The sequence below is a fragment of the Agromyces albus genome (assembly GCF_004134825.1).
Taxonomy (GTDB): domain Bacteria; phylum Actinomycetota; class Actinomycetes; order Actinomycetales; family Microbacteriaceae; genus Agromyces; species Agromyces albus.
The window spans coordinates 84,850-103,252 of sequence record NZ_SDPN01000005.1 but is presented as its reverse complement, the minus strand read 5'-3'; the positions used below and the strand labels follow the sequence as shown (position 1 = coordinate 103,252).

The 18,403-nt window shown below is 68.4% G+C and carries 16 protein-coding genes; 11 read left to right on the top strand and 5 right to left on the bottom strand.

The window, feature by feature from the left end; translation table 11 throughout:
• Positions 1-9 precede the first annotated feature (9 nt).
• Positions 10-1,035, bottom strand: coding sequence for a LacI family DNA-binding transcriptional regulator (locus tag ESP51_RS04440; RefSeq protein ID WP_129519684.1), 1,026 nt, complete (start codon positions 1,033-1,035; stop codon positions 10-12).
• A gap of 274 nt (positions 1,036-1,309) precedes the next feature.
• Between ESP51_RS04440 and ESP51_RS04435 the strand changes: the two genes are divergently transcribed.
• The 3 genes from ESP51_RS04435 (at position 1,310) to ESP51_RS04425 (ending at position 4,703) form a co-directional block, all read left to right on the top strand.
• A complete protein-coding gene (locus ESP51_RS04435) occupies positions 1,310-2,653 on the top strand; it encodes an ABC transporter substrate-binding protein (RefSeq protein ID WP_129519683.1) in 1,344 nt (447 codons plus the stop codon).
• Between the two features lie 95 nt (positions 2,654-2,748).
• The gene (locus tag ESP51_RS04430; RefSeq protein WP_129519682.1) at positions 2,749-3,720 is read left to right on the top strand and encodes a carbohydrate ABC transporter permease; all 972 of its coding nucleotides are present in this window, start codon (positions 2,749-2,751) and stop codon (positions 3,718-3,720) included.
• On the top strand, positions 3,717-4,703 hold the full coding sequence (locus ESP51_RS04425) for a carbohydrate ABC transporter permease (protein ID WP_129519681.1): 987 nt from the start codon (positions 3,717-3,719) through the stop codon (positions 4,701-4,703). Before ESP51_RS04430 ends, ESP51_RS04425 begins: the two co-directional genes overlap by 4 nt.
• 67 nt (positions 4,704-4,770) lie before the next feature.
• Here the strand turns inward: ESP51_RS04425 and ESP51_RS20835 are convergent, their stop codons facing one another.
• On the bottom strand, positions 4,771-5,580 hold the full coding sequence (locus ESP51_RS20835; protein WP_129519680.1) for an LPXTG cell wall anchor domain-containing protein: 810 nt from the start codon (positions 5,578-5,580) through the stop codon (positions 4,771-4,773).
• A gap of 27 nt (positions 5,581-5,607) precedes the next feature.
• On the opposite strand from ESP51_RS20835, the gene ESP51_RS04415 reads away from it, so the two are divergent.
• Complete coding sequence (locus ESP51_RS04415; RefSeq protein ID WP_129519679.1) at positions 5,608-5,877, top strand: hypothetical protein; 270 nt, start codon at positions 5,608-5,610, stop codon at positions 5,875-5,877.
• A gap of 309 nt (positions 5,878-6,186) precedes the next feature.
• Here ESP51_RS04415 and ESP51_RS04410 read toward each other — a convergent pair whose 3' ends face one another.
• Positions 6,187-7,710, bottom strand: coding sequence for a helix-turn-helix transcriptional regulator (locus ESP51_RS04410; RefSeq protein WP_129519678.1), 1,524 nt, complete (start codon positions 7,708-7,710; stop codon positions 6,187-6,189).
• A 212-nt stretch (positions 7,711-7,922) separates the two neighbouring features.
• On the opposite strand from ESP51_RS04410, the gene ESP51_RS04405 reads away from it, so the two are divergent.
• Complete coding sequence (locus ESP51_RS04405) at positions 7,923-9,857, top strand: ABC transporter ATP-binding protein (RefSeq protein ID WP_129519677.1); 1,935 nt, start codon at positions 7,923-7,925, stop codon at positions 9,855-9,857.
• Positions 9,858-9,869: 12 nt separating this feature from the next.
• Here the strand turns inward: ESP51_RS04405 and ESP51_RS04400 are convergent, their stop codons facing one another.
• On the bottom strand, positions 9,870-10,529 hold the full coding sequence (locus tag ESP51_RS04400; protein WP_241842970.1) for a DUF305 domain-containing protein: 660 nt from the start codon (positions 10,527-10,529) through the stop codon (positions 9,870-9,872).
• Positions 10,526-11,206, bottom strand: a complete 681-nt coding sequence (locus tag ESP51_RS04395) for a DUF3105 domain-containing protein (protein WP_241842969.1) — start codon at positions 11,204-11,206, stop codon at positions 10,526-10,528. Before ESP51_RS04395 ends, ESP51_RS04400 begins: the two co-directional genes overlap by 4 nt.
• A gap of 277 nt (positions 11,207-11,483) precedes the next feature.
• Between ESP51_RS04395 and ESP51_RS04390 the strand changes: the two genes are divergently transcribed.
• From ESP51_RS04390 to ESP51_RS04365, 6 genes are all read left to right on the top strand, one after another.
• A complete protein-coding gene (locus ESP51_RS04390) occupies positions 11,484-12,851 on the top strand; it encodes a cystathionine beta-synthase (protein WP_129519675.1) in 1,368 nt (455 codons plus the stop codon).
• Between the two features lie 30 nt (positions 12,852-12,881).
• Positions 12,882-14,045 (top strand): cystathionine gamma-synthase, encoded by a 1,164-nt coding sequence (locus ESP51_RS04385; RefSeq protein WP_129519674.1) that lies wholly within the window; start codon positions 12,882-12,884, stop codon positions 14,043-14,045.
• Between the two features lie 180 nt (positions 14,046-14,225).
• A complete protein-coding gene (locus ESP51_RS04380) occupies positions 14,226-15,017 on the top strand; it encodes a slipin family protein (RefSeq protein WP_129519673.1) in 792 nt (263 codons plus the stop codon).
• 76 nt (positions 15,018-15,093) lie between these two features.
• A complete protein-coding gene (locus ESP51_RS04375; protein WP_241842968.1) occupies positions 15,094-16,524 on the top strand; it encodes an APC family permease in 1,431 nt (476 codons plus the stop codon).
• Positions 16,521-17,462, top strand: coding sequence for a cyclase family protein (locus ESP51_RS04370; protein WP_129519672.1), 942 nt, complete (start codon positions 16,521-16,523; stop codon positions 17,460-17,462). Before ESP51_RS04375 ends, ESP51_RS04370 begins: the two co-directional genes overlap by 4 nt.
• A gap of 63 nt (positions 17,463-17,525) precedes the next feature.
• Positions 17,526-18,356, top strand: coding sequence for an aldo/keto reductase (locus ESP51_RS04365; protein ID WP_129519671.1), 831 nt, complete (start codon positions 17,526-17,528; stop codon positions 18,354-18,356).
• The last annotated feature ends 47 nt before the right edge of the window (positions 18,357-18,403 follow it).

Sequence of the window (18,403 nt, the reverse complement as noted above, 5' to 3'; positions counted from 1 at the left end):
GAATCCGCCTCAGCGCGGGGCGGACGTCGTGCTCGAGCGCACGACGAGCCGCGTCGGCAGTGGGGCCCCGGAGTCGGGGAGCGGGTCGGCTTCTTCCCCCTCGCCGAGCAGGCGCAGCACGACGTCGACCGCCAGCCTGCCCTGCTCGCCCGGATACTGCTCCACCGTCGTGAGCCCGAACATCTCGCTGTACTCGTGGCCGTCGATGCCGATGATCGACAACTCGCCCGGAATCGTGATGCCCAGGTGCTCGGCCGCGCGGAACGCGCCGAAGGCGACCTCGTCGGACACGGCGAAGAGCGCGGTCGGCCGCCGCCCGGGATGACCGAGGAGCTGCAGCGTGCCCGTGTACCCGCCGGGCATGCTCATCTCGGTCTCGTGGATGTGCGCCCGCCCGCCGGGCGCGAGCCCTGCCGCGGTCATCGCCTCGAGGAATCCGTGCCGTCGTCGCCCGTGGACGCTGTTCGGCATCGCCGCCGCACCAGTGCCCGCGAGGTGGGCGATCCTCGTGTGCCCGAGGTGGAGGAGGTGCTCGGTGGCGAGCAAGCCGACCGCGCGGTCGTCGATCGTCAGGCTCGGCACCCCCGCCTCGGCGCCGCCGAGCGCCACGATCGGCTTGCCGCGTTGTTCGAGTGACGCGATCTCACGCTCGGAGAGATCGACCCCGATGGCGATGACGGCGTCGACGCGCTTGCGGGCGAGGAAGAAGTCGAACACGCGCGCCCGCTCGGGTCCGTGGTCGGCCAGGTTGTAGAGCGTGAGGTCGTAGCCGGCGGCGAGCAGCGCCCGCTCGATGCCCTCGAGCACCTCGCCGAAGAACCAGCGATTGACGAACGGGATGATGACGCCCACGTTCATCGTGCGGCCAGTGACGAGGCTCGCGGCGGCGGGCGAGGCGATGAAGCCGATCTCGGCGGCTGCGGCCTCGACGCGGCGGCGGGTCTCGTCGGCCACGGCGCCGCGGCCGCTCAGCGCGCGCGATGCCGTCGCCTTGGAGACGCCCGCGAGGCGCGCGACGTCGCTGATCGCAGCCATAGCGCCTCCCTTCGTCGGGCAGCTCCGTTTGCAGAGTGTAGTCGCGAAGGGGACGTGAGTGGAACCGGTTCCGACGAGGCGGCCTGCAACGGAGGTCCTCAGGCCAGTTCGTTGTGAGAGCGCTCTCCCCGCGCGACCGGCCGATTGACTCCAAGATCCGAGCAGTGTCCGTTTCGTGACCATCGATATCTTGTGGCCGAGCGGCGTCCTGTCCTACGTTGGAGGCTGGAACCGGTTCCCGGCTTCCCCTGCACCACTCAATGAGGAGAGAGATATGCGTTCAACACGGCATCGCCGTCTGCTGATTCCACTCGCAGCGGCTGCAACCGTGGGCCTCGCCCTCACCGGATGCACGGGGGACACAGCCCCCGAGACATCCGATGCGGACTGTGGGCCCTACGAAACCTACGGCACCTTCGACGAGGGCACTGAGGTGAGCATCTACGGCACCATCAGCGACGTCGAAGCCGATCGCCTCAACGAGTCCTGGGCCGACTTCGAGTCCTGCACCGGTATCGACGTGGTCTACGAGCCCAGCAAGGAGTTCGAGACCCAGATCAACGTGCGCGCACAGGGCGGCAACCCGCCGAACCTCGCGATCTTCCCGCAGCCCGGTCTCCTGGCCGCGCAGGCCGAGGCCGGATACCTCGTGCCGGCGCCCGACTCGGTCGTGGCCAACGCACAGGAATTCTGGTCTGAGGACTGGCAGGCCTACGGCACCGTCGAAGACACGGTCTACGGTGCGCCGCTGATGGCGAGCGTCAAGGGCTACGTCTGGTACTCGCCGACGATGTTCGAGGAGAACGGCTGGGAGGTCCCCGAGACGCTCGACGAGCTCACGACGCTCTCCGAGGAGATCGCAGGTGCAGGCACCGTCGACAAGCCCTGGTGCGTCGGCTTCGCCTCCGGTGACGCCACCGGATGGCCCGGCACCGACTGGATCGAAGACTTCGTGCTCCGGCAGGCCGGCCCCGAGGTCTACGACCAGTGGGTCACCAACGAGGTGAAGTTCACCGACGAGCCGATCACGACCGCGTTCGACTCCGTCGGCGCGTTCATCCGTGAGCCCGCCATGGTCAACGGCGGCCTCGGCGACGTCAACTCGATCGCGACGACCGAGTTCGGCGACGCGGGTCTCCCGATCCTCGACGGCACGTGCGCCCTGCACCACCAGGCGACGTTCTACGAGGGCTTCTGGCCCGAGGGCACGACGGTCGCCGAAGACGGCGACGTCTGGGCATTCCTCCTTCCCGGCACCGAGGCCGGCGCCAACGCCGTCACCGGTGGTGGCGAGATCGTGGCCGCGTACAGCGACGCCGAAGAGGTCGCCGCCTTCCAGACATACCTCTCGAGCGACACCTGGGCGAACATCCGGGTCGAACTCGGCGGTGTGATCAGCGCCAACAAGGGTCTCGACCCCGAGAACGCGTCGAGCGACCTCCTGTCGAACGCCGTCGGGATCCTCCAGGACCCCGAGACCACGTTCCGCTTCGACGCTTCGGACCTCATGCCGGGTGCGGTGGGTGCGGGGTCGTTCTGGAAGGGCATGGTCGACTGGATCGGCGGAAAGTCCACCGCCGACACCACGAAGTTCATCCAGGACAGCTGGCCGCAGTAGTCGCGAACCGACCACTGATCTAGCATCGAGACCAGTGGGGCCGCGCGGCTCGCCGCGCGGCCCTGCTGCCACCCCTCAACGGAGAGGAGCTCCGCATGACGACCTTTGATCTCATCGGCAAGATCGTCCAGCTCGTTGCCGGTATCGCGGTGTTCGTCGCCGTCATCGGCCTCATCCTGTTCTTCATCGACAAGGCACCCAAGCGCGGCCGTGACGTGCTGCAGTTGCTGCTCTTCCTCCTTCCCGCGGTCATCCTGCTCGCGGTGGGACTGGTCTACCCGTTCGTCCTCACGACCATCGCGGCCTTCGCCAACAGGGCGGGGGAGTTCGTCGGATTCGACAACTTCGTCTGGATGTTCACCCAGCCCGAAGCGCTCATCACGCTGCGCAACACGGTCATCTGGGTGCTCCTCGTGCCGACGATCTCCACGATCATCGGCCTCGCGTATGCGAACTTCATCGACCGGTCACGCGGTGAGCGCATCTACAAGGCGCTCATCTTCATGCCGTTCGCCATCTCGTTCGTCGGCGCCGGCATCATCTGGAAGTTCGTCTACGAGTTCCGGCCGGCCGGCCGCGACCAGATCGGCCTCCTCAACCAGATCCTCGTCTGGCTCGGTCAGGATCCCGTGCTCTGGCTGCAGTCGCCACCCGCGAACACCCTGCTCCTCATCGTCGTGATGATCTGGGTGCAGACCGGTTTCGCGGTCGTCGTGCTCTCCGCCGCGATCAAGGGAATTCCCGCCGAGCAACTCGAAGCCGCCGAGCTCGACGGCACGAACGGCTGGCAACGCTTCACGAACGTCACGCTCCCGGGCATCCGCGGGGCGCTCGTCGTGGTCGTCACCACGATCTCCATCGCGACACTGAAGGTCTTCGACATCGTGCGCACCATGACGGGCGGCAACTTCGAGACGAGCGTCGTCGCGAACGAGATGTATACCCAGGCCTTCCGGGCGCTCGAGCCGGGGCGCGGTTCGGCGCTCGCGCTCGTGCTGTTCGTGCTGGTGCTGCCCATCGTCGTCTACAACGTTCGAGTGCTCCGGCAGCAGAAGGAGATCCGATGACCTACACACCGATCGAGATCCCGGTCGACTCCGACACGAAAGCCGAGCTTCGCCGCGGGTACAACGCCGACGGCACGAAGGCGACTCGCGTCAAGAAGCGGCTGACCTCGCGCACGGCCACGATCGTCTCCCTCATCATCGCGGTGATCTGGGTCATCCCCACCTTCGGCCTGCTCATCTCGTCGTTCCGGCCAGAGGAGCTCATCAAGACCACCGGCTGGTGGACCATCTTCGAGAACTGGGGCTGGACCCTCGACAACTACAGCGAGGTGCTGTTGTCGTCGTCGTCGTCGGCGCCGCAGCTCGGCTCGTACTTCGTGAACTCGATCGCGATCACGGTCCCCGTGGTCGTGTTCGCGACGGTGCTCGCCGCGATGGCGGCCTACGCACTGGCGTGGATCCCGTTCAAGGGCGCGGGCATCATCTTCATCGCGATCTTCGCGCTGCAGATCGTGCCGCTGCAGATGGCGCTCATCCCGCTGCTGCAGATGTTCACGACCTGGCTGCTGCCGGTCCAGCGGGCGATCCACGACGTCATCCCGATCATCCCCGACCAGAGCTACATCCAGGTCTGGATCGCGCACACGATCTTCGGACTCCCGCTCGCGATCTTCCTGTTGCACAACTTCATCTCGGACATCCCGAACGAACTCGTCGAGGCAGCACGGGTCGACGGCGCCAACCACGGGCAGATCTTCCTCCGGATCATCCTCCCGCTGTCGGTGCCGATCCTCGCGTCGTTCGCCATCTTCCAGTTCCTCTGGGTCTGGAACGACCTGCTGGTCGCGCTCGTCTTCTCAGGAGGCACAGCGGATGTCGCGCCGCTGACCCAGCGATTGGCGGAGCTCACCGGAAACCGCGGTCAGGAGTGGCAGCGCCTCACGGCCGCCGCCTTCATCTCGCTGATCATTCCGCTCATCGTGTTCTTCAGCCTGCAGCGCTACTTCGTGCGCGGCCTGCTGGCGGGCTCGACGAAGGGGTAGTCCTTCCGGACAGGGTGATGGCGGGTGCCCGTGAGGGCACCCGCCATCGTTCGTTGCAGGATCTCGACTACTCGGAGTGCGAGGTTCCCCAGCGGCGGCGGTTCGCTGCAAGCAGCGCCGCCCCGCCCAGCAGCAGCATGATCATGCCACCTGCCAGGAGCGGCTCAGCCGTCTCGGCGCCCGTCGCTGCGAGCGTCTTCACGGGAACCACGGGTGCCGGTGCCGGCGGTGCCGGCGGTGCCGGCGGTGCCGGCGGAGGCGGCGGAGGCGGCGGCGGGCAGGCGCCGATCGTGAAGAGCTGCCGGTCGAGCTCGGTTGCCTGGCCGTTCAGCTGCTCGAACACGATCTCGTAGTTACCAGGCGGTAGCGAGAAGGAACCCTCGAACGTCCCGGCACCCCCGGCACCGTCGAACGTCACCGCGTCGACGAATGCGCCTTCGGAGTCGAGGATCGTCAAGCGGTAGTCCTCGTCCAGCAGGAAGATCACCGAGAACGACACGGTTCCCGTGCCGCCATGGGTGGGGCATGCCACGGCCGTGACTGCCAGCTCCGCGGGCGGAATGTTGCAGTCGTTCTCGAAGATCAGCTGTCCGAAGGCGTCCCAGTTCAGACCCTCGAAGGTGAGTATCTCTCCGCCCCCTCCTTCATAGGTGAACGGCGGGATGATGTCGCCCCATTCGACCTCGATGCCCGGGAACCAGATCGGTCCGGTGTGATCGGCGTGTCCTGCGACATCGCCGTCGGCAGCCGGATGGTTGATCACGTACGGGTTGTTGTGCGCACCCGTGGAGTGACAGATGTCGATCTGGTGGATGACCTCTTCGGGGTCCGGCGGTACGAGAAGCGCGACGATGGGAGCTTCGAGCTCCGTGGTCACCTCCTCGTCAGCGACCTTGGCGAGTGATTGGGCCGAATCTTCGACGACAGCCTCGGCCGCGGGTTCGACGACCTCTTCGACAACGGGTTCGACGACCTCTTCGACGACTTCCTCGACGACGGGTTCGACGACCTCTTCGACGACTTCCTCGACGACCTCCTCGACCTCCTCGACCTCAGCCGGCTCGGTCACCTCCTCGACGAGTTCGGCCGCTTCCTCCAGAACGACCTCCGTGCCCTCGTCGGCTGCGGCAGGCGAAGCCACCAAGGCGCTCATACCGCCGACGGCGAGAGCTGAAATGGCGATCGCGGCGAGTACTCGCCGCCATTTCTGACGGTCTTCGGTCGCTTGATTATCGCGGAACGATTCGGGTCGTCCCTCATGTCGCTCAGCGAGACCCTTGCGTGAATGCATCGGTGTCCCCCTCCTTCTGAAAGGATCGATGGCTCGGGTGGCCATACAGGGCTCATGCAAGCACCACCCGGCGGGTGACCTGTGAGAGCTTCGAATGGTGACCGGAGGGTGAACCTGTGATGATCCTGAACAGGTCACTCGATGGCTCGGTCGCATGCGGGCGCGCCGAAACTCACGCGGGACGTGATGGTGTCAGCTGATGATTCCGAGGGTGCGAGCCCGTTGCACCGCGCCGTCCCGGGTCGTCACACCGAGCTTGCGGTAGATGCTGCGCAACTGTGTCTTGACCGTGTTCGGCGACACCGAGAGCTCGAATGAGATGCGCTGCTGCGTTTCGCCCTCGACGAGTCGCTCGAGCACGATGTGCTCTCTCGGGCTCAGTACGGCGGCGCCATCCGCGTGATCATCGGTGAGCCTCGTCGAGATCAGTTCGAGCATCCGCTGCACGTGCTGGGGTTGCCGCATGCCGTTGGCCCGCTCGACGAGTTGGGCGAGGTGCTGGCGAGGCAGGAAGCCGAACGGTCGCACGAGTCCAGCAGAAGAGGCCAGCAGGAGCGCGCGAGCGAAGAGCGTGTCGGCGGTCTTGACGTCGCCGAGCAGGTCGTGTGCGGCCGCGTTCGCGAGGTTCGCGAGCGTCGCGGTACCAGGCGCGTGCATGTCACCCATTGCGAGGCACGGGTTGGTGAGCTCGATCGCACCGGCATAGTCGCCGGTGTCGAGCGCGATTCGCGCAGACCATGCCGCGGGGCACCGGGAGTGGGTGGCATCCGGTTCGAGTCGCGCGAGTTGCGCGCGAGCGCTCGCCGTTTCCTGATGCCGCACGAGCAGTCCCACCCGCGCGTAGTCGTGCAGGGTCCGTGAAAGACTCGGCGCCTCCCAGTCGCGGATCACGAGCTGCAACTCCTGCAGGTCATCCATCGCGCCGTCGTCGTCGCCGACTGCTTCATGGAAGCTGCTGGTCATGGCGAGAACGAGCGGCGCGTATTCGGTGCCTGCGGTGTCATGTGCGAGCTCGGCGAGTCGATCGCCGACCCCGTCGAGCTGTCCGCGCTCGATGGCCAGCGAGGCCTGTGCGAGCCGTGCGGGCGCTGTGCAGGGTTCGTTGCCGAGCTCGGCGGATCGGGCGATTTCGAGTGCCGTGGTGATGGTCGCCTCGGCGTCGCGGAGACTGCCCGTGCGCAGTTCGATGAGCGCGGTGCATCCGTACCCCTCGGCAAGGAGGGCGGGTGCCGTTCGGTCGCCGGCCAGATGGAGGGCGCGCACGAGCGTCCTCCGTGCCGAGTCGAGGTCGCCCTGCTGGAGTTCGCAGAAGCCCTCGTGCATGACCACGAGGGCCCTGAGCTCGATCCGCTCGCTGAATGAGAGGTCGGCCCTGGCGAGTGAACCGCTGGCCGTTCGGAGGAGACTGCGAGCCGATGAGTAGCGCCCGAGCTCGCGCATCGTGACCGAGCGCACGACCAGGGCGAGCGCCGTGAGGCCCGGCTCCGCCGTGCCGTCGGCGAGGAGGGCATCGGCGGCGTCGAGGTACGGTTCGGCCGCGTACGGGTTCGTTGCACCGGCGGCGCGGAAGCCGCCCGCGAGTGCGAGCAGCTTCGCGGGGTCGCTCGACCAGGACTGCTCGGGTTCAGTGCTGATGCGACTGCGCAGGGCTGATCCGCACTCGCGGGCGATGGTACGCCATGAGATCCCAGCGGGGTCTTCGGGTGACTCCTGCATGGGCCTCCTTTACAGGGAGGCGTCGCCGGTGAGCCTCGGGTGGCTCTCTGACGAAACGGGTGTGAACTTCGGGTGATCGAGGGCGGCTGTCGCCGTGTCGAGACTTCTTCGGGTTTGGGCCCAAACTACTCCGGTCACGCGGAGAGCGAACCGCCCCATTCGGGGTACGTGCCCCCGGCCGTCACCTGCGTTCACCGGCTTAGGGTGAATCCATGAGCAATGTCGGCGGGCGTGGCGGCAGCGGCCGCGGCGGAGCAACGACTCATGGCCCGGGCGGCCCGGGAGGCGGCGGAGTCCCGGGCGGCGGCCGCCGCATCGGCTCGGCCGACGAAGAGGCGCAGCGCGCGGCCAATGCCGAGGCGCCGAAGATCCCGCATCTCCTGCGCCGCATCGGCGAGCTGTTCGCCCCGCACAAGGTCGCGCTCATCACCACGGGCGTGCTCGTGCTCGTGGGCGCTGCGCTCAGCGTCGTGCCGCCGCTGCTCACACAACGGGCCTTCGACGACGGGCTGTTCGCCGAGGGCGGCCCTGATGTGCCGGTGCTGACGGGCCTCGTCACCGCGATGATCGCCGTGTTCATCGTCTCGGCGCTGCTCGGGGTGTGGCAGACCTGGCTCACCGCGACGATCGGCAACAAGGTCATGGGCGCGCTCCGCGTGCGCCTCTTCACCCACCTGCAGTCGATGGAGCTCAGCTTCTTCACCCGCACGAAGACGGGCGTCATCCAGTCCCGCCTGCAGAACGACGTGGGCGGGGTCGCCGGCGTGCTGACCAACACCGTCTCGAGCGTGCTCGGCAACACCGTCACGGTGATCTCGGCGTTCGTCGCGATGGTGATCCTGAACTGGCAGCTCACGGTGATCGCGCTCGTGCTCATGCCCATCATGGTGATCGCGCAGCGTCGCGTGGGGCAGGTGCGGGCGCGCATCGCCGGCAAGACCCAGGAGTCCCTCTCCGAGATGACGGCGATCACACAGGAGACCCTCTCGGTCTCGGGCATCCTGCTCTCGAAGAGCTTCACCCGGCAGGGCAGCGAGATCGATCGCTACGCCGACGAGAACCGCAACCAGATCGCCCTGCAGGTGCGGCAGCAGATGACCGGCCAATGGTTCTTCGCGATGGTGAACATCTTCATGTCGTCGATCCCCGCGATCGTCTATCTGGTCGCGGGCTGGCTCATCACGGGAGGCGCTGCGGATGTCACCGCCGGAACCATCGTCGCGTTCACGACCGTGCAGGCGCGACTCCTCTTCCCCCTCATGGGCCTCATGCGCGTCGCGCTCGACCTGCAGACGTCGAGCGCGCTCTTCGCCCGGATCTTCGAGTACCTCGACCTGAAGCCGTCGATCACCGATCGCGCCGACGCCCGTGAGGTTCCCGCCGACGGGTCGCTCGGTCGCGTCGAGTTCGACGACGTCAGCTTCCGCTACCCCGACACCGACGGCGACTCGCGTCCGACTCTCGACGGCGTGAGCTTCGTGATCGAGCCCGGCCAGTTCGCGGCGTTCGTGGGGCCGAGTGGAGCAGGCAAGACGACGGTCTCCTACCTCGTGCCGCGACTGTACGAGGCATCCGCCGGCTCGGTGCGCTTCGCCGGGGTCGACGTGCGAGAGCTCCGCCAGGAGTCGCTCATCTCGAACATCGGCATCGTGAGCCAGGAGACGTACCTCTTCCATGCCACGATCGGCGAGAACCTGCGCTACGCGAAGCCCGACGCCACCGACGCCGAGGTCGAGGCCGCCGCTCGGGCCGCGAACATCCACGAGACCATCGCCTCATTCCCAGAGGGCTACGACACCGTCGTGGGCGAGCGCGGATACCGGCTCTCGGGCGGCGAGAAGCAGCGCATCGCGATCGCCCGGGTGCTGCTGAAGGATCCCGCGGTGCTCGTGCTCGACGAGGCGACGAGCGCCCTCGACACGATCTCGGAGCGCGTGGTGCAGGAGGCGCTCGACGATGCCGCGCGCGGGCGCACGACCATCGCGATCGCGCACCGCCTCTCGACGGTCGTGGCGGCCGACGTGATCTTCGTCATCGCCGGGGGCAGGATCGTCGAACGGGGTACGCACGCTGAGCTCGTGGGGGCCGAGGGCGTCTACGCCTCGCTCTATCGACAGCAGGCGGAGCGGCCCGTGCTCGAGGGCTGAGGCCGGCGAGGCTCAGCTGCGCTCTGCCAGCATCTGCTCCATGAGTGCGATCTCGGAGGTCTGGCTGGCGACGATCGAGGTCGCGAGACTCACCACCACGTCGTTCGACGAGCGCGCGAGCAGCGCCTCGGCCATCTCGACCGCGCCCTGGTGATGCACGATCATGAGCTCGAGGAACCGGCGCTCGGCCTCCACCCCGGTCGCCGCACGAAGCTCCTCGATCTGCGCCGGGGTCGCAAGTCCGGGCATCGGCGCGCCGGCCGTGTGCGTCGCCGCGTGCGAGTCGTGCGCTTCGCCCTCGGCGGGCCGCGACATCCACGTCATCGACGGCTCTCCGCCGGCTTGCGACAGGTCCCACGTGCTGAGCCAGCCGTACATCTGGCCGGCCTGCTGCGCCTGGGTCGTCGCGATGTCGTAGGCGAGCCGCCGCACCTCGTCGTCGTCGGTAGCGTCGCGCACGATCATCGCGAGATCGACGCCCTGCAGGTGGTGCACCTGCATGTCGCGAGCGAATCCGGCCTCAGCGCTCGCGTCGACGGGCGTCGGGTCGGCGAGCGTCGAGAGCCGGCCGATCGAGAAGGCCACGATCGCCACGACGGCGAGCGCGACGGATGCCGCGACGAGCACGGCCACGCGAGAGCCCCGGCCCGCGCGGCCCGCCGGTTCGGTCACGCCTTGCCGGGCCCGTCGATGCCGCCCGTGCAGAGGGCGCCGGGCTCGGGCACGTTCTGGCTCTTCCAGTACTCCTCGAAGAACGCGGCGATGCGCTCGTCGTCGGCATCCTCGACCTGCAGCTGGGTGTTCCAGCCGCTCACCACGATGGGCGAGGGCAGGCCCTCGAACGGCGAGAGGATCACGTAGGTCGAAGGCAGCTTCGCGCGGAGCGCGGCGAGTTCGTCGTCGGCGAGCGATGGGTCATAGGTGACCCAGAGCGCGCCGTGCTCCATCGAGTGCACGGCGTTCTCGTTCGGCACGGGCTCGGTGTAGACGCCGCAGTTCAGCCACACCTGGTTGTGCTCGCCGCCGGTCGGCGGCGTCTGCGGGTAGTCGACGACCCCCTCGACGTGCGTCGACTCGTTCTCGAAGGTCTCGACGCCCTCGACCTCGGCGCCCGTGCCGCCGGGGCTGTACGAGGCGGGCTGCGGCGTGAGCACGATCGCCGACACCAGCAGCGCGACGACGGCGACGCCTCCCACGACCGCGGCGCCGATGCCGATGCGACGGTTGCGCTTCGAGCGCTGCTCGCGCTTGCGGTACTCCTCGAGCTTCTTCGCGCGCTGCTCGGCGCGTTGCTGCTTGACGGTGAGCTGCTTCTTGACGGACGGGGGAACGGGCGGGGTCGCGCTCACGCGGAGGCCTCTCTCGATCGTGGGGATGCAACCATACGAACGTATGCCACACCGGTTCTCCTCCGCGAGAGGCGTACTTCACAGCGCATTCACAGTCGTCCCGCCGTTCCGGCGCGGGTGACAGCGCGCGGGCCCCGCGACTAGAGTTGGCGGCGTGGTCCTCTCCTTGTGTTGTCGCTGACGCCGAAGTCGCCCGACCCCACACGCCCGACCGCTCGCCCGTATCCGCCACGCCGCCGGATGGGCGGCGCGCGAGTCGACTACCGAAGGACACCGCATGAAGTACGCAGAGACCATCGTCGACCTGGTCGGTGACACCCCGCTCGTGAAGCTCCATCGAGTGACCGAGGGGGTCACGGATGCCACGGTGCTCGTGAAGCTCGAATACTTCAACCCCGGCGGCTCCTCGAAAGACCGCATCGCCGAGCGCATCATCGACGCGGCCGAGGCCGAGGGCAAGCTGAAGCCCGGCGGCACGATCGTCGAGCCCACCTCGGGCAACACCGGTGTCGGCCTCGCGCTCGTGGCACAGCAGCGCGGCTACAAGTGCATCTTCGTGTGCCCCGACAAGGTCGGTGAAGACAAGCGCAACGTGCTCACGGCCTACGGCGCGGAGGTCGTCGTGACGCCCACTGCCGTCGCGCCCGACAGCCCTGAGTCCTATTACGGGGTCTCCGACCGGCTCGCGCGCGAGATCCCCGGCGCGTTCAAGCCCGACCAGTACTCCAACCCCAACGGCCCGCGTTCGCACTACGAGACCACCGGCCCCGAGATCTGGCGCGACACCGAGGGCAAGGTCACGCACTTCGTCGCCGGCGTCGGCACGGGCGGCACGATCACGGGCGCCGGCCGCTATCTGCGCGAGGTGTCGGGCGACTCGGTGCGCATCATCGGCGCCGACCCCGAGGGGTCCGTGTACTCGGGCGGCACCGGGCGGCCCTACCTCGTCGAGGGCGTCGGCGAGGACTTCTGGCCGGCGGCCTACGACCCCACCGTGCCGCACGAGATCATCGCCGTCAGCGACGCCGAGTCGTTCGACATGACGCGTCGCCTCGCGCGCGAGGAGGGCATCCTCGTGGGCGGCTCGAGCGGCATGGCCGTGGTTGCGGCGCTCAAGGCCGCGGCATCCGCTGGTCCCGACGATGTCTTCGTGGTGCTGCTGCCCGACGGCGGCCGCGGCTACCTCGGCAAGATCTTCAACGACAAGTGGCTGCGCGCCTACGGCTTCTCGAACGCCCCCGCCGGGCACACGATCGCGCAACTCCTCGGCGCCAAGGCCGATCGGATGCCGCCGCTCGTCTACGTGCACCCGAACGACACCATCCGCGAGGCCATCGACACGATGACCGCGTCGGGTGTCTCGCAACTGCTCGTGCTCTCTGCCGAGCCGCCCGTCGTGCTCGGCGAGATCGCCGGCGCACTGCACGAGGAGGAGCTGCTCGAGCTCGTCTTCTCTGGCCAGGCGAAGCTCACCGACAAGGTGTCGAGCGTCGTGGGGGAGCCGCTGCCGCTCATCGGCGTGAACGAGCCGGTGGCGGCGGCGCGCAGTGCCTTCACGACGACGCCCGCGATGCTCGTCACCGACGGCGGCAAGGCGCTCGGCGTCATCACCCGCTCCGACCTGCTCTCCTACCTCTCAGCCTGACCGCCGCGCATCGCCGAAAGAAACACGACAATGGACACCACCAACGCTCGCTTCGACACTCGCGCCATCCACGCGGGCCAGGAGTTCGATCCCACGACCGGTGCGGTCATCCCGCCCGTCTACCTCACCTCCACGTACGTACAAGACGGAATCGGCGGCCTTCGCGGCGGCTACGAGTACTCGCGCGGCGGCAACCCCACGCGCACGGCGCTCGAGACCCAGCTCGCCGCGCTCGAGGGCGGCGCCCACGGGCTCTCGTTCGCGTCGGGCCTCGCCGCCGAAGACGCGCTGCTGCGCACCGTGCTCGTGCCGGGCGACCACGTCGTCATCGGCAACGACGTGTACGGCGGCACGCACCGGCTCATCCGCAAGATCTTCGGCGCATGGGGCATCCGTCACACGACCGTCGACACGAGCGATCTCGGCGCCGTGCGCGATGCGATCGAGCTCGGCGCGACGAAGGTGCTCTGGGTCGAGACGCCGTCGAACCCGCTCATGAAGATCTCCGACATCGCCGCGCTCGCCGAGCTCGGCACAGAGGCCGGCGTGCTCGTCGTCGTCGACAACACGTTCGCGTCGCCGGCGCTGCAGCAGCCGCTCGCGCTCGGAGCCGACGTCGTCGTGCACTCCACGACGAAGTACCTCGGCGGCCACTCCGACATCATCGGCGGAGGCCTCGTCTTCGCCGAGGGCCTCGACGAGCTCGCCGAGCGCGTGACGTTCACGCAGTTCGCCGCGGGCGCGGTCTCGAGCCCGTTCGACGCGTTCCTCACCACACGCGGCATCAAGACCCTCGGAATCCGGATGCAGCGGCACAGCCAGAACGCGCTCGCGATCGCGCGGCGACTCGAGGAGCACGCCGGCATCGAGCACGTCTACTACCCGGGTCTCGAGTCGCACCCCGGGCACGAGCTCGCCGGACGGCAGATGTCGGGCTTCGGCGGCATGATCTCGATCGCGCTCTCGGGCGGCGGCGAGGCCGCGCGCCGGTTCGCCGAGTCGACCGAGGTGTTCCAGCTCGCCGAGTCGCTCGGTGGCGTGGAGTCGCTCGTGAACTACCCGGCCGAGATGACGCACGCGTCGGTGCGCGGCACCGAGGCCGAAGTGCCGGAGTCGGTCGTGCGCCTCTCGGTGGGCATCGAAGACGTCGACGACCTGCTCGACGACATCGACCGCGCGCTCGAGCGGCTCTGACGCCACGAACCCCGGTGATTGAGTAGCGCCGCGCGCAGCGCGACGCGTATCGAAATCACCTTGGGGCAACGGTGGCCTCGATACGCGTCGCTTCGCGGCGCTACTCGACCACCGGGTGAGCGCGGGTGGGAGAATGGGAGTGGCGTACGGCACGTCACCGGCGCCCAGGAGGTGGATCCGATGACCGCCCTCATCGTCACCCTGATCATCGTCGGCGTGATCGCGATCGTGCTGTTCTTCATGTCGGCACGCATCGTGAGGCAGTACGAGCGCGGCGTCGTGCTGCGTTTCGGGCGATTGCACAATGTGCGCGAGCCCGGCATCCGCTTCATCATTCCCATCGTCGACGTGATGATCAAGGTGTCGCTGCGCATCGTCACCGTGCCGATCCAGTCGCAGGGGATCATCACGCGCGACAACGTGAGCGTCGGCGTCTCCGCGGTCGCGTACTACCGGATCGTGGATCCGGTGAAGTCGGTGATCGCGATCGAGAACGTGAAGTCGGCGATCGACCAGATCGCGCAGACCACGCTCCGCAAGGTCGTCGGCCAGCACCACCTCGACGAGACGTTGTCCGAGACCGCCAAGCTCAATGCGGACATCAAGCAGTTCCTCGAGGTGATCACCGCTGAGTGGGGCGCCGAGGTGACGCTCGTCGAGCTGAAGGACATCCTCCTGCCCGACTCGATGAAGCGAGCGATGGCGAAGCAGGCCGAAGCCGAGCGCGAGAAGCGCGCGAAGATCATCGCCGCCGAGGGCGAGGCGCTCGCCGCGTCGCAACTCGGGGTGGCGAGCGACACGATGATGGCGCATCCGCTCGCCCTGCAACTGCGCACGCTGCAGACGCTCGTCGAGGTCGGCGTCGACAAGAACACGCTCGTGCTGTTCCCGGCGCCACTCATGAGCACCATCGGGGAGCTCACGAGCTTCATCGACCGGGAGTCGGCGACGGCGCAGGTTCGCGGGCATTGAGACGGTGGCAGGATATTGACGAACGCTGTCAATCCTGCCATCGTCAAATGTCGGTGAGGTGCGGCAGAGTGAGCGGGTGACCTCGAATCAGTCCGCCACCGCCGCAGCTGGCACCATAGCTCCCGCCACCGACGGTGCGAAGGCGCACGGCGGCACCCTCGGCCTCGGCCAGGGCACCGCGCTCTACATCGGAAGCGTGCTCGGCACCGGCATCCTCGTGCTGCCCGGGCTCGCGGCCGCCGCGGCCGGCCCGGCGTCGATCCTCGCGGTGGCTGCGGTGCTCGTGCTCTCGATCCCGCTCGCCGGCACGTTCGCCGCGCTCGCCGCGCGCTATCCCGATGCCGGGGGAGTGGCGAGCTTCGTGCGGCGCGCCCTCGGCGGCACCGCCGCGCGCATGACCGGGTACTGGTTCTTCTTCGGCGTGTGCGTGGGCGCGCCCGTGCTCGCGATCCTCGGTGGCGAATACGTGGTCGCCGTGCTGGGGGTCGACCGTTCCGCCGTGCCGATCATCGGCTTCGCGGTCTTCGTGCCGCCGTTCATCGCGAACTGGTTCGGCGTGCGCGTGGCCGGGTGGGTGCAGTTCGTGCTCACGGGCTTGCTGATCTCGGTCGTCGTCGGAGTCGTGGCCGTCACGTTCCCGGCGGTCGACGCCTCGAACTTCGAGCCGTTCCTGCCCAATGGCTGGACCGGTGTCGGCCTCGCGATCAGCCTGTTCGTCTGGGCGTTCGCCGGATGGGAGGTCGGCACCCACATCGCGGGCGAGTTCAAGAACCCTCGGCGCACCATCCCGCTCGCCACGGGCATCGCGATCGTCGTCGTCGGCGTCGGCTACCTCGCGCTGCAGTTCGTCACCGTTGCCGTGCTCGGCGACCGTGCCGGCAATGGCCAAGCGCCGCTCGTCGACCTCGTCGAGACCACGATGCCCGGCGTCGGGCCGGTGCTCATCGCGATCGTCGCCGCGATCGTCACGTTCGGCGTGATGAACGCCTACCTGCCGGCCTTCGGCAAGCTCGGGGCCGCGCTCGGCCGCGACGGCGACCTGCCCCGGTTCTTCGCGAAGGGCGCGGCCGACGGCGAGATCCCGCGTCGCTCCCTCGCGCTCACGGGCGTGCTCATCATCGTGTACTTCGGCCTCATGCTGCTGAACGACCTCGACCTCACGGGCTTCATCCTCATCCACACGAGCAACATGGTCGCGATCTACGCCCTCGGCATGGTCGCGGCGACGCTCCTGCTGCGCCGGTGGAGCTTCGGCTGGTGGCTCGCCGTGATCGCCACCGTGATGACGGCCGGCCTCCTCGTGCTCGCGTGGGCGAACCTCGTGGTGCCGCTCGTGCTGGCGGTCGCTGCGGTGATCGTGACCGTCGTGCGCCGCGTCCGGCGCGGCCGCAGCTGGCGAGCGGATGCCGCAGCACAGCCCATGCCCGACCCCGTCGACGACGCGCGCCCGCGCGTGCCGGTGGGCGCTTCCGCCGCAGCATCCGCAACCGCAGAGGAGACCGAGTGACCGAGTACCGCGCCCGTTTCGACGCGGAGATCGAGTTCGTGAACGGGGGCGGGCTGCGCGCCCACGGCTTCCGCCTCGACCTGCCGTCGGCGAGCGTCACCGAAGCCGAGATCGCCGAGCTCCTCGTGCGCCATCTCGGGCTCGCGCTCGTGGGCCGCGTCGAGCTCGCGAACCTCGAGATCGTCGAGGAGGCCCACCGCGGCTCGCGCAGCGTGGGCGGCGACGGCGTGGGCGCCGCAGCCGCGGCATCCGCAGTCCCGGCCGCTCGTCGCGGCGAACTCGTCGACCTCAGCCATACGATCCGTGCGGGACTCGTCACCTACCCGGGCCTGCCCTCGCCCACGATCACGCCGCACCTCACGCGTGAGGCCTCGCGCGGCGTCTACGCGCCCGGCACCGAGTTCGCGATGGACATCATCACGATGATCGGCAACACCGGCACCTACCTCGACAGCCCGTTCCACCGCTACGAGAGCGGCGGCGACCTCGCGAGCCTCGAGCTCGACACGCTCGTGGGCGTGCCCGCCGAGGTCTTCCGGATGACGGATGCCTCGAGCCGCGGCATCCCGGCCGAGGTCTTCTTCGACCGTGAACTCGCGGGCACGGCCGTGCTGCTGCACACCGGCTGGAGCCGCCACTTCGGCCGGCCCGAGTACCTCCACGGGTCGCCGTTCCTCACCGAGGCGGGCGCGCAGCACCTCGCCGACGTCGGCGTGCTCATCGTGGGCATCGACGCGCTCAACATCGACGACACCGAGAGCGGCGGCGAGCGGCCGGCGCACTCGATCCTGCTCGAGGCCGGCATCCACGTCGTGGAGCACCTCACGGCGCTCGATCGGGTGCCGGTGCGCGGCGCGAGCTTCACCGCGGTGCCGCCGCGGGTCGAGGGCTTCGGCACGTTCCCGGTGCGGGCGTTCGCGGAGGTACCCGCCTCCTAGCCGCCCACGCCGCGCGGGCGGTGCCTGCTGGCATCAACCGCGTGGGTGGGTGAGGATGGAACAATGACTGCTCCCGCGTACGCCCTTCGCGACGGCAACTCGATTCCGGCCATCGGCCTCGGAACCTTCGGGTTGAACGACCAGACGGGCATCCACGCGATCACCGCGGGCATCAACGCCGGCTATCGGCTCGTCGACACGGCCTACAACTACGGCAACGAAGAAGAGGTCGGCGAGGCGATCCGTCGCTCGGGCGTCGACCGCAGCGACCTCGTCATCACGACGAAGCTCCCGGGCCGTCATCACGGCTTCGACGAGACGCTCGCGAGCTTCGAGCAGTCCCGCTCCCGCCTCGACCTCGATTGGGTCGACCTCTACCTCATCCACTGGCCGCTGCCGCGCGTCGACAAGTACCTCCAGAGCTGGCGGGCGATGATCTCCCTGCGGGAGAAGGGTCTCGTGCGCTCGATCGGCGTCTCGAACTTCACGCCGTCGATGCTCACGAGACTCATCGACGAGACCGGCGTCACCCCTGTCGTGAACCAGGTCGAGCTGCACCCCTACCTGCCCCAGGCCGAGCTGCGCGCCTTCCACGACGAGCACGAGATCCGCACCGAGAGCTGGACCCCGCTCGCGAAGGGCCGCGAACTGCTCGCCGAGCCCGTCGTCACCGCGATCGCGGCCGAGCACCAGGTCACGCCCGCGCAGACGGTGCTGCGATGGCACATCGAGCTCGAGGCCATTCCGATTCCGAAGTCGTCGGATGCCGCACGCCAACGCGAGAACATCGACGTGTTCGGGTTCGAGCTCTCCAATGACGAGGTCGAGGCGATCTCGTCGCTCGCGCGCGGACGCCTCTGGGGCGGCGACCCCGACACGCATGAGGAGTTCTGAGCACCGATGTGCTCGCATCGGTTGACCTCAAGTTCGGTTGAAGTCCT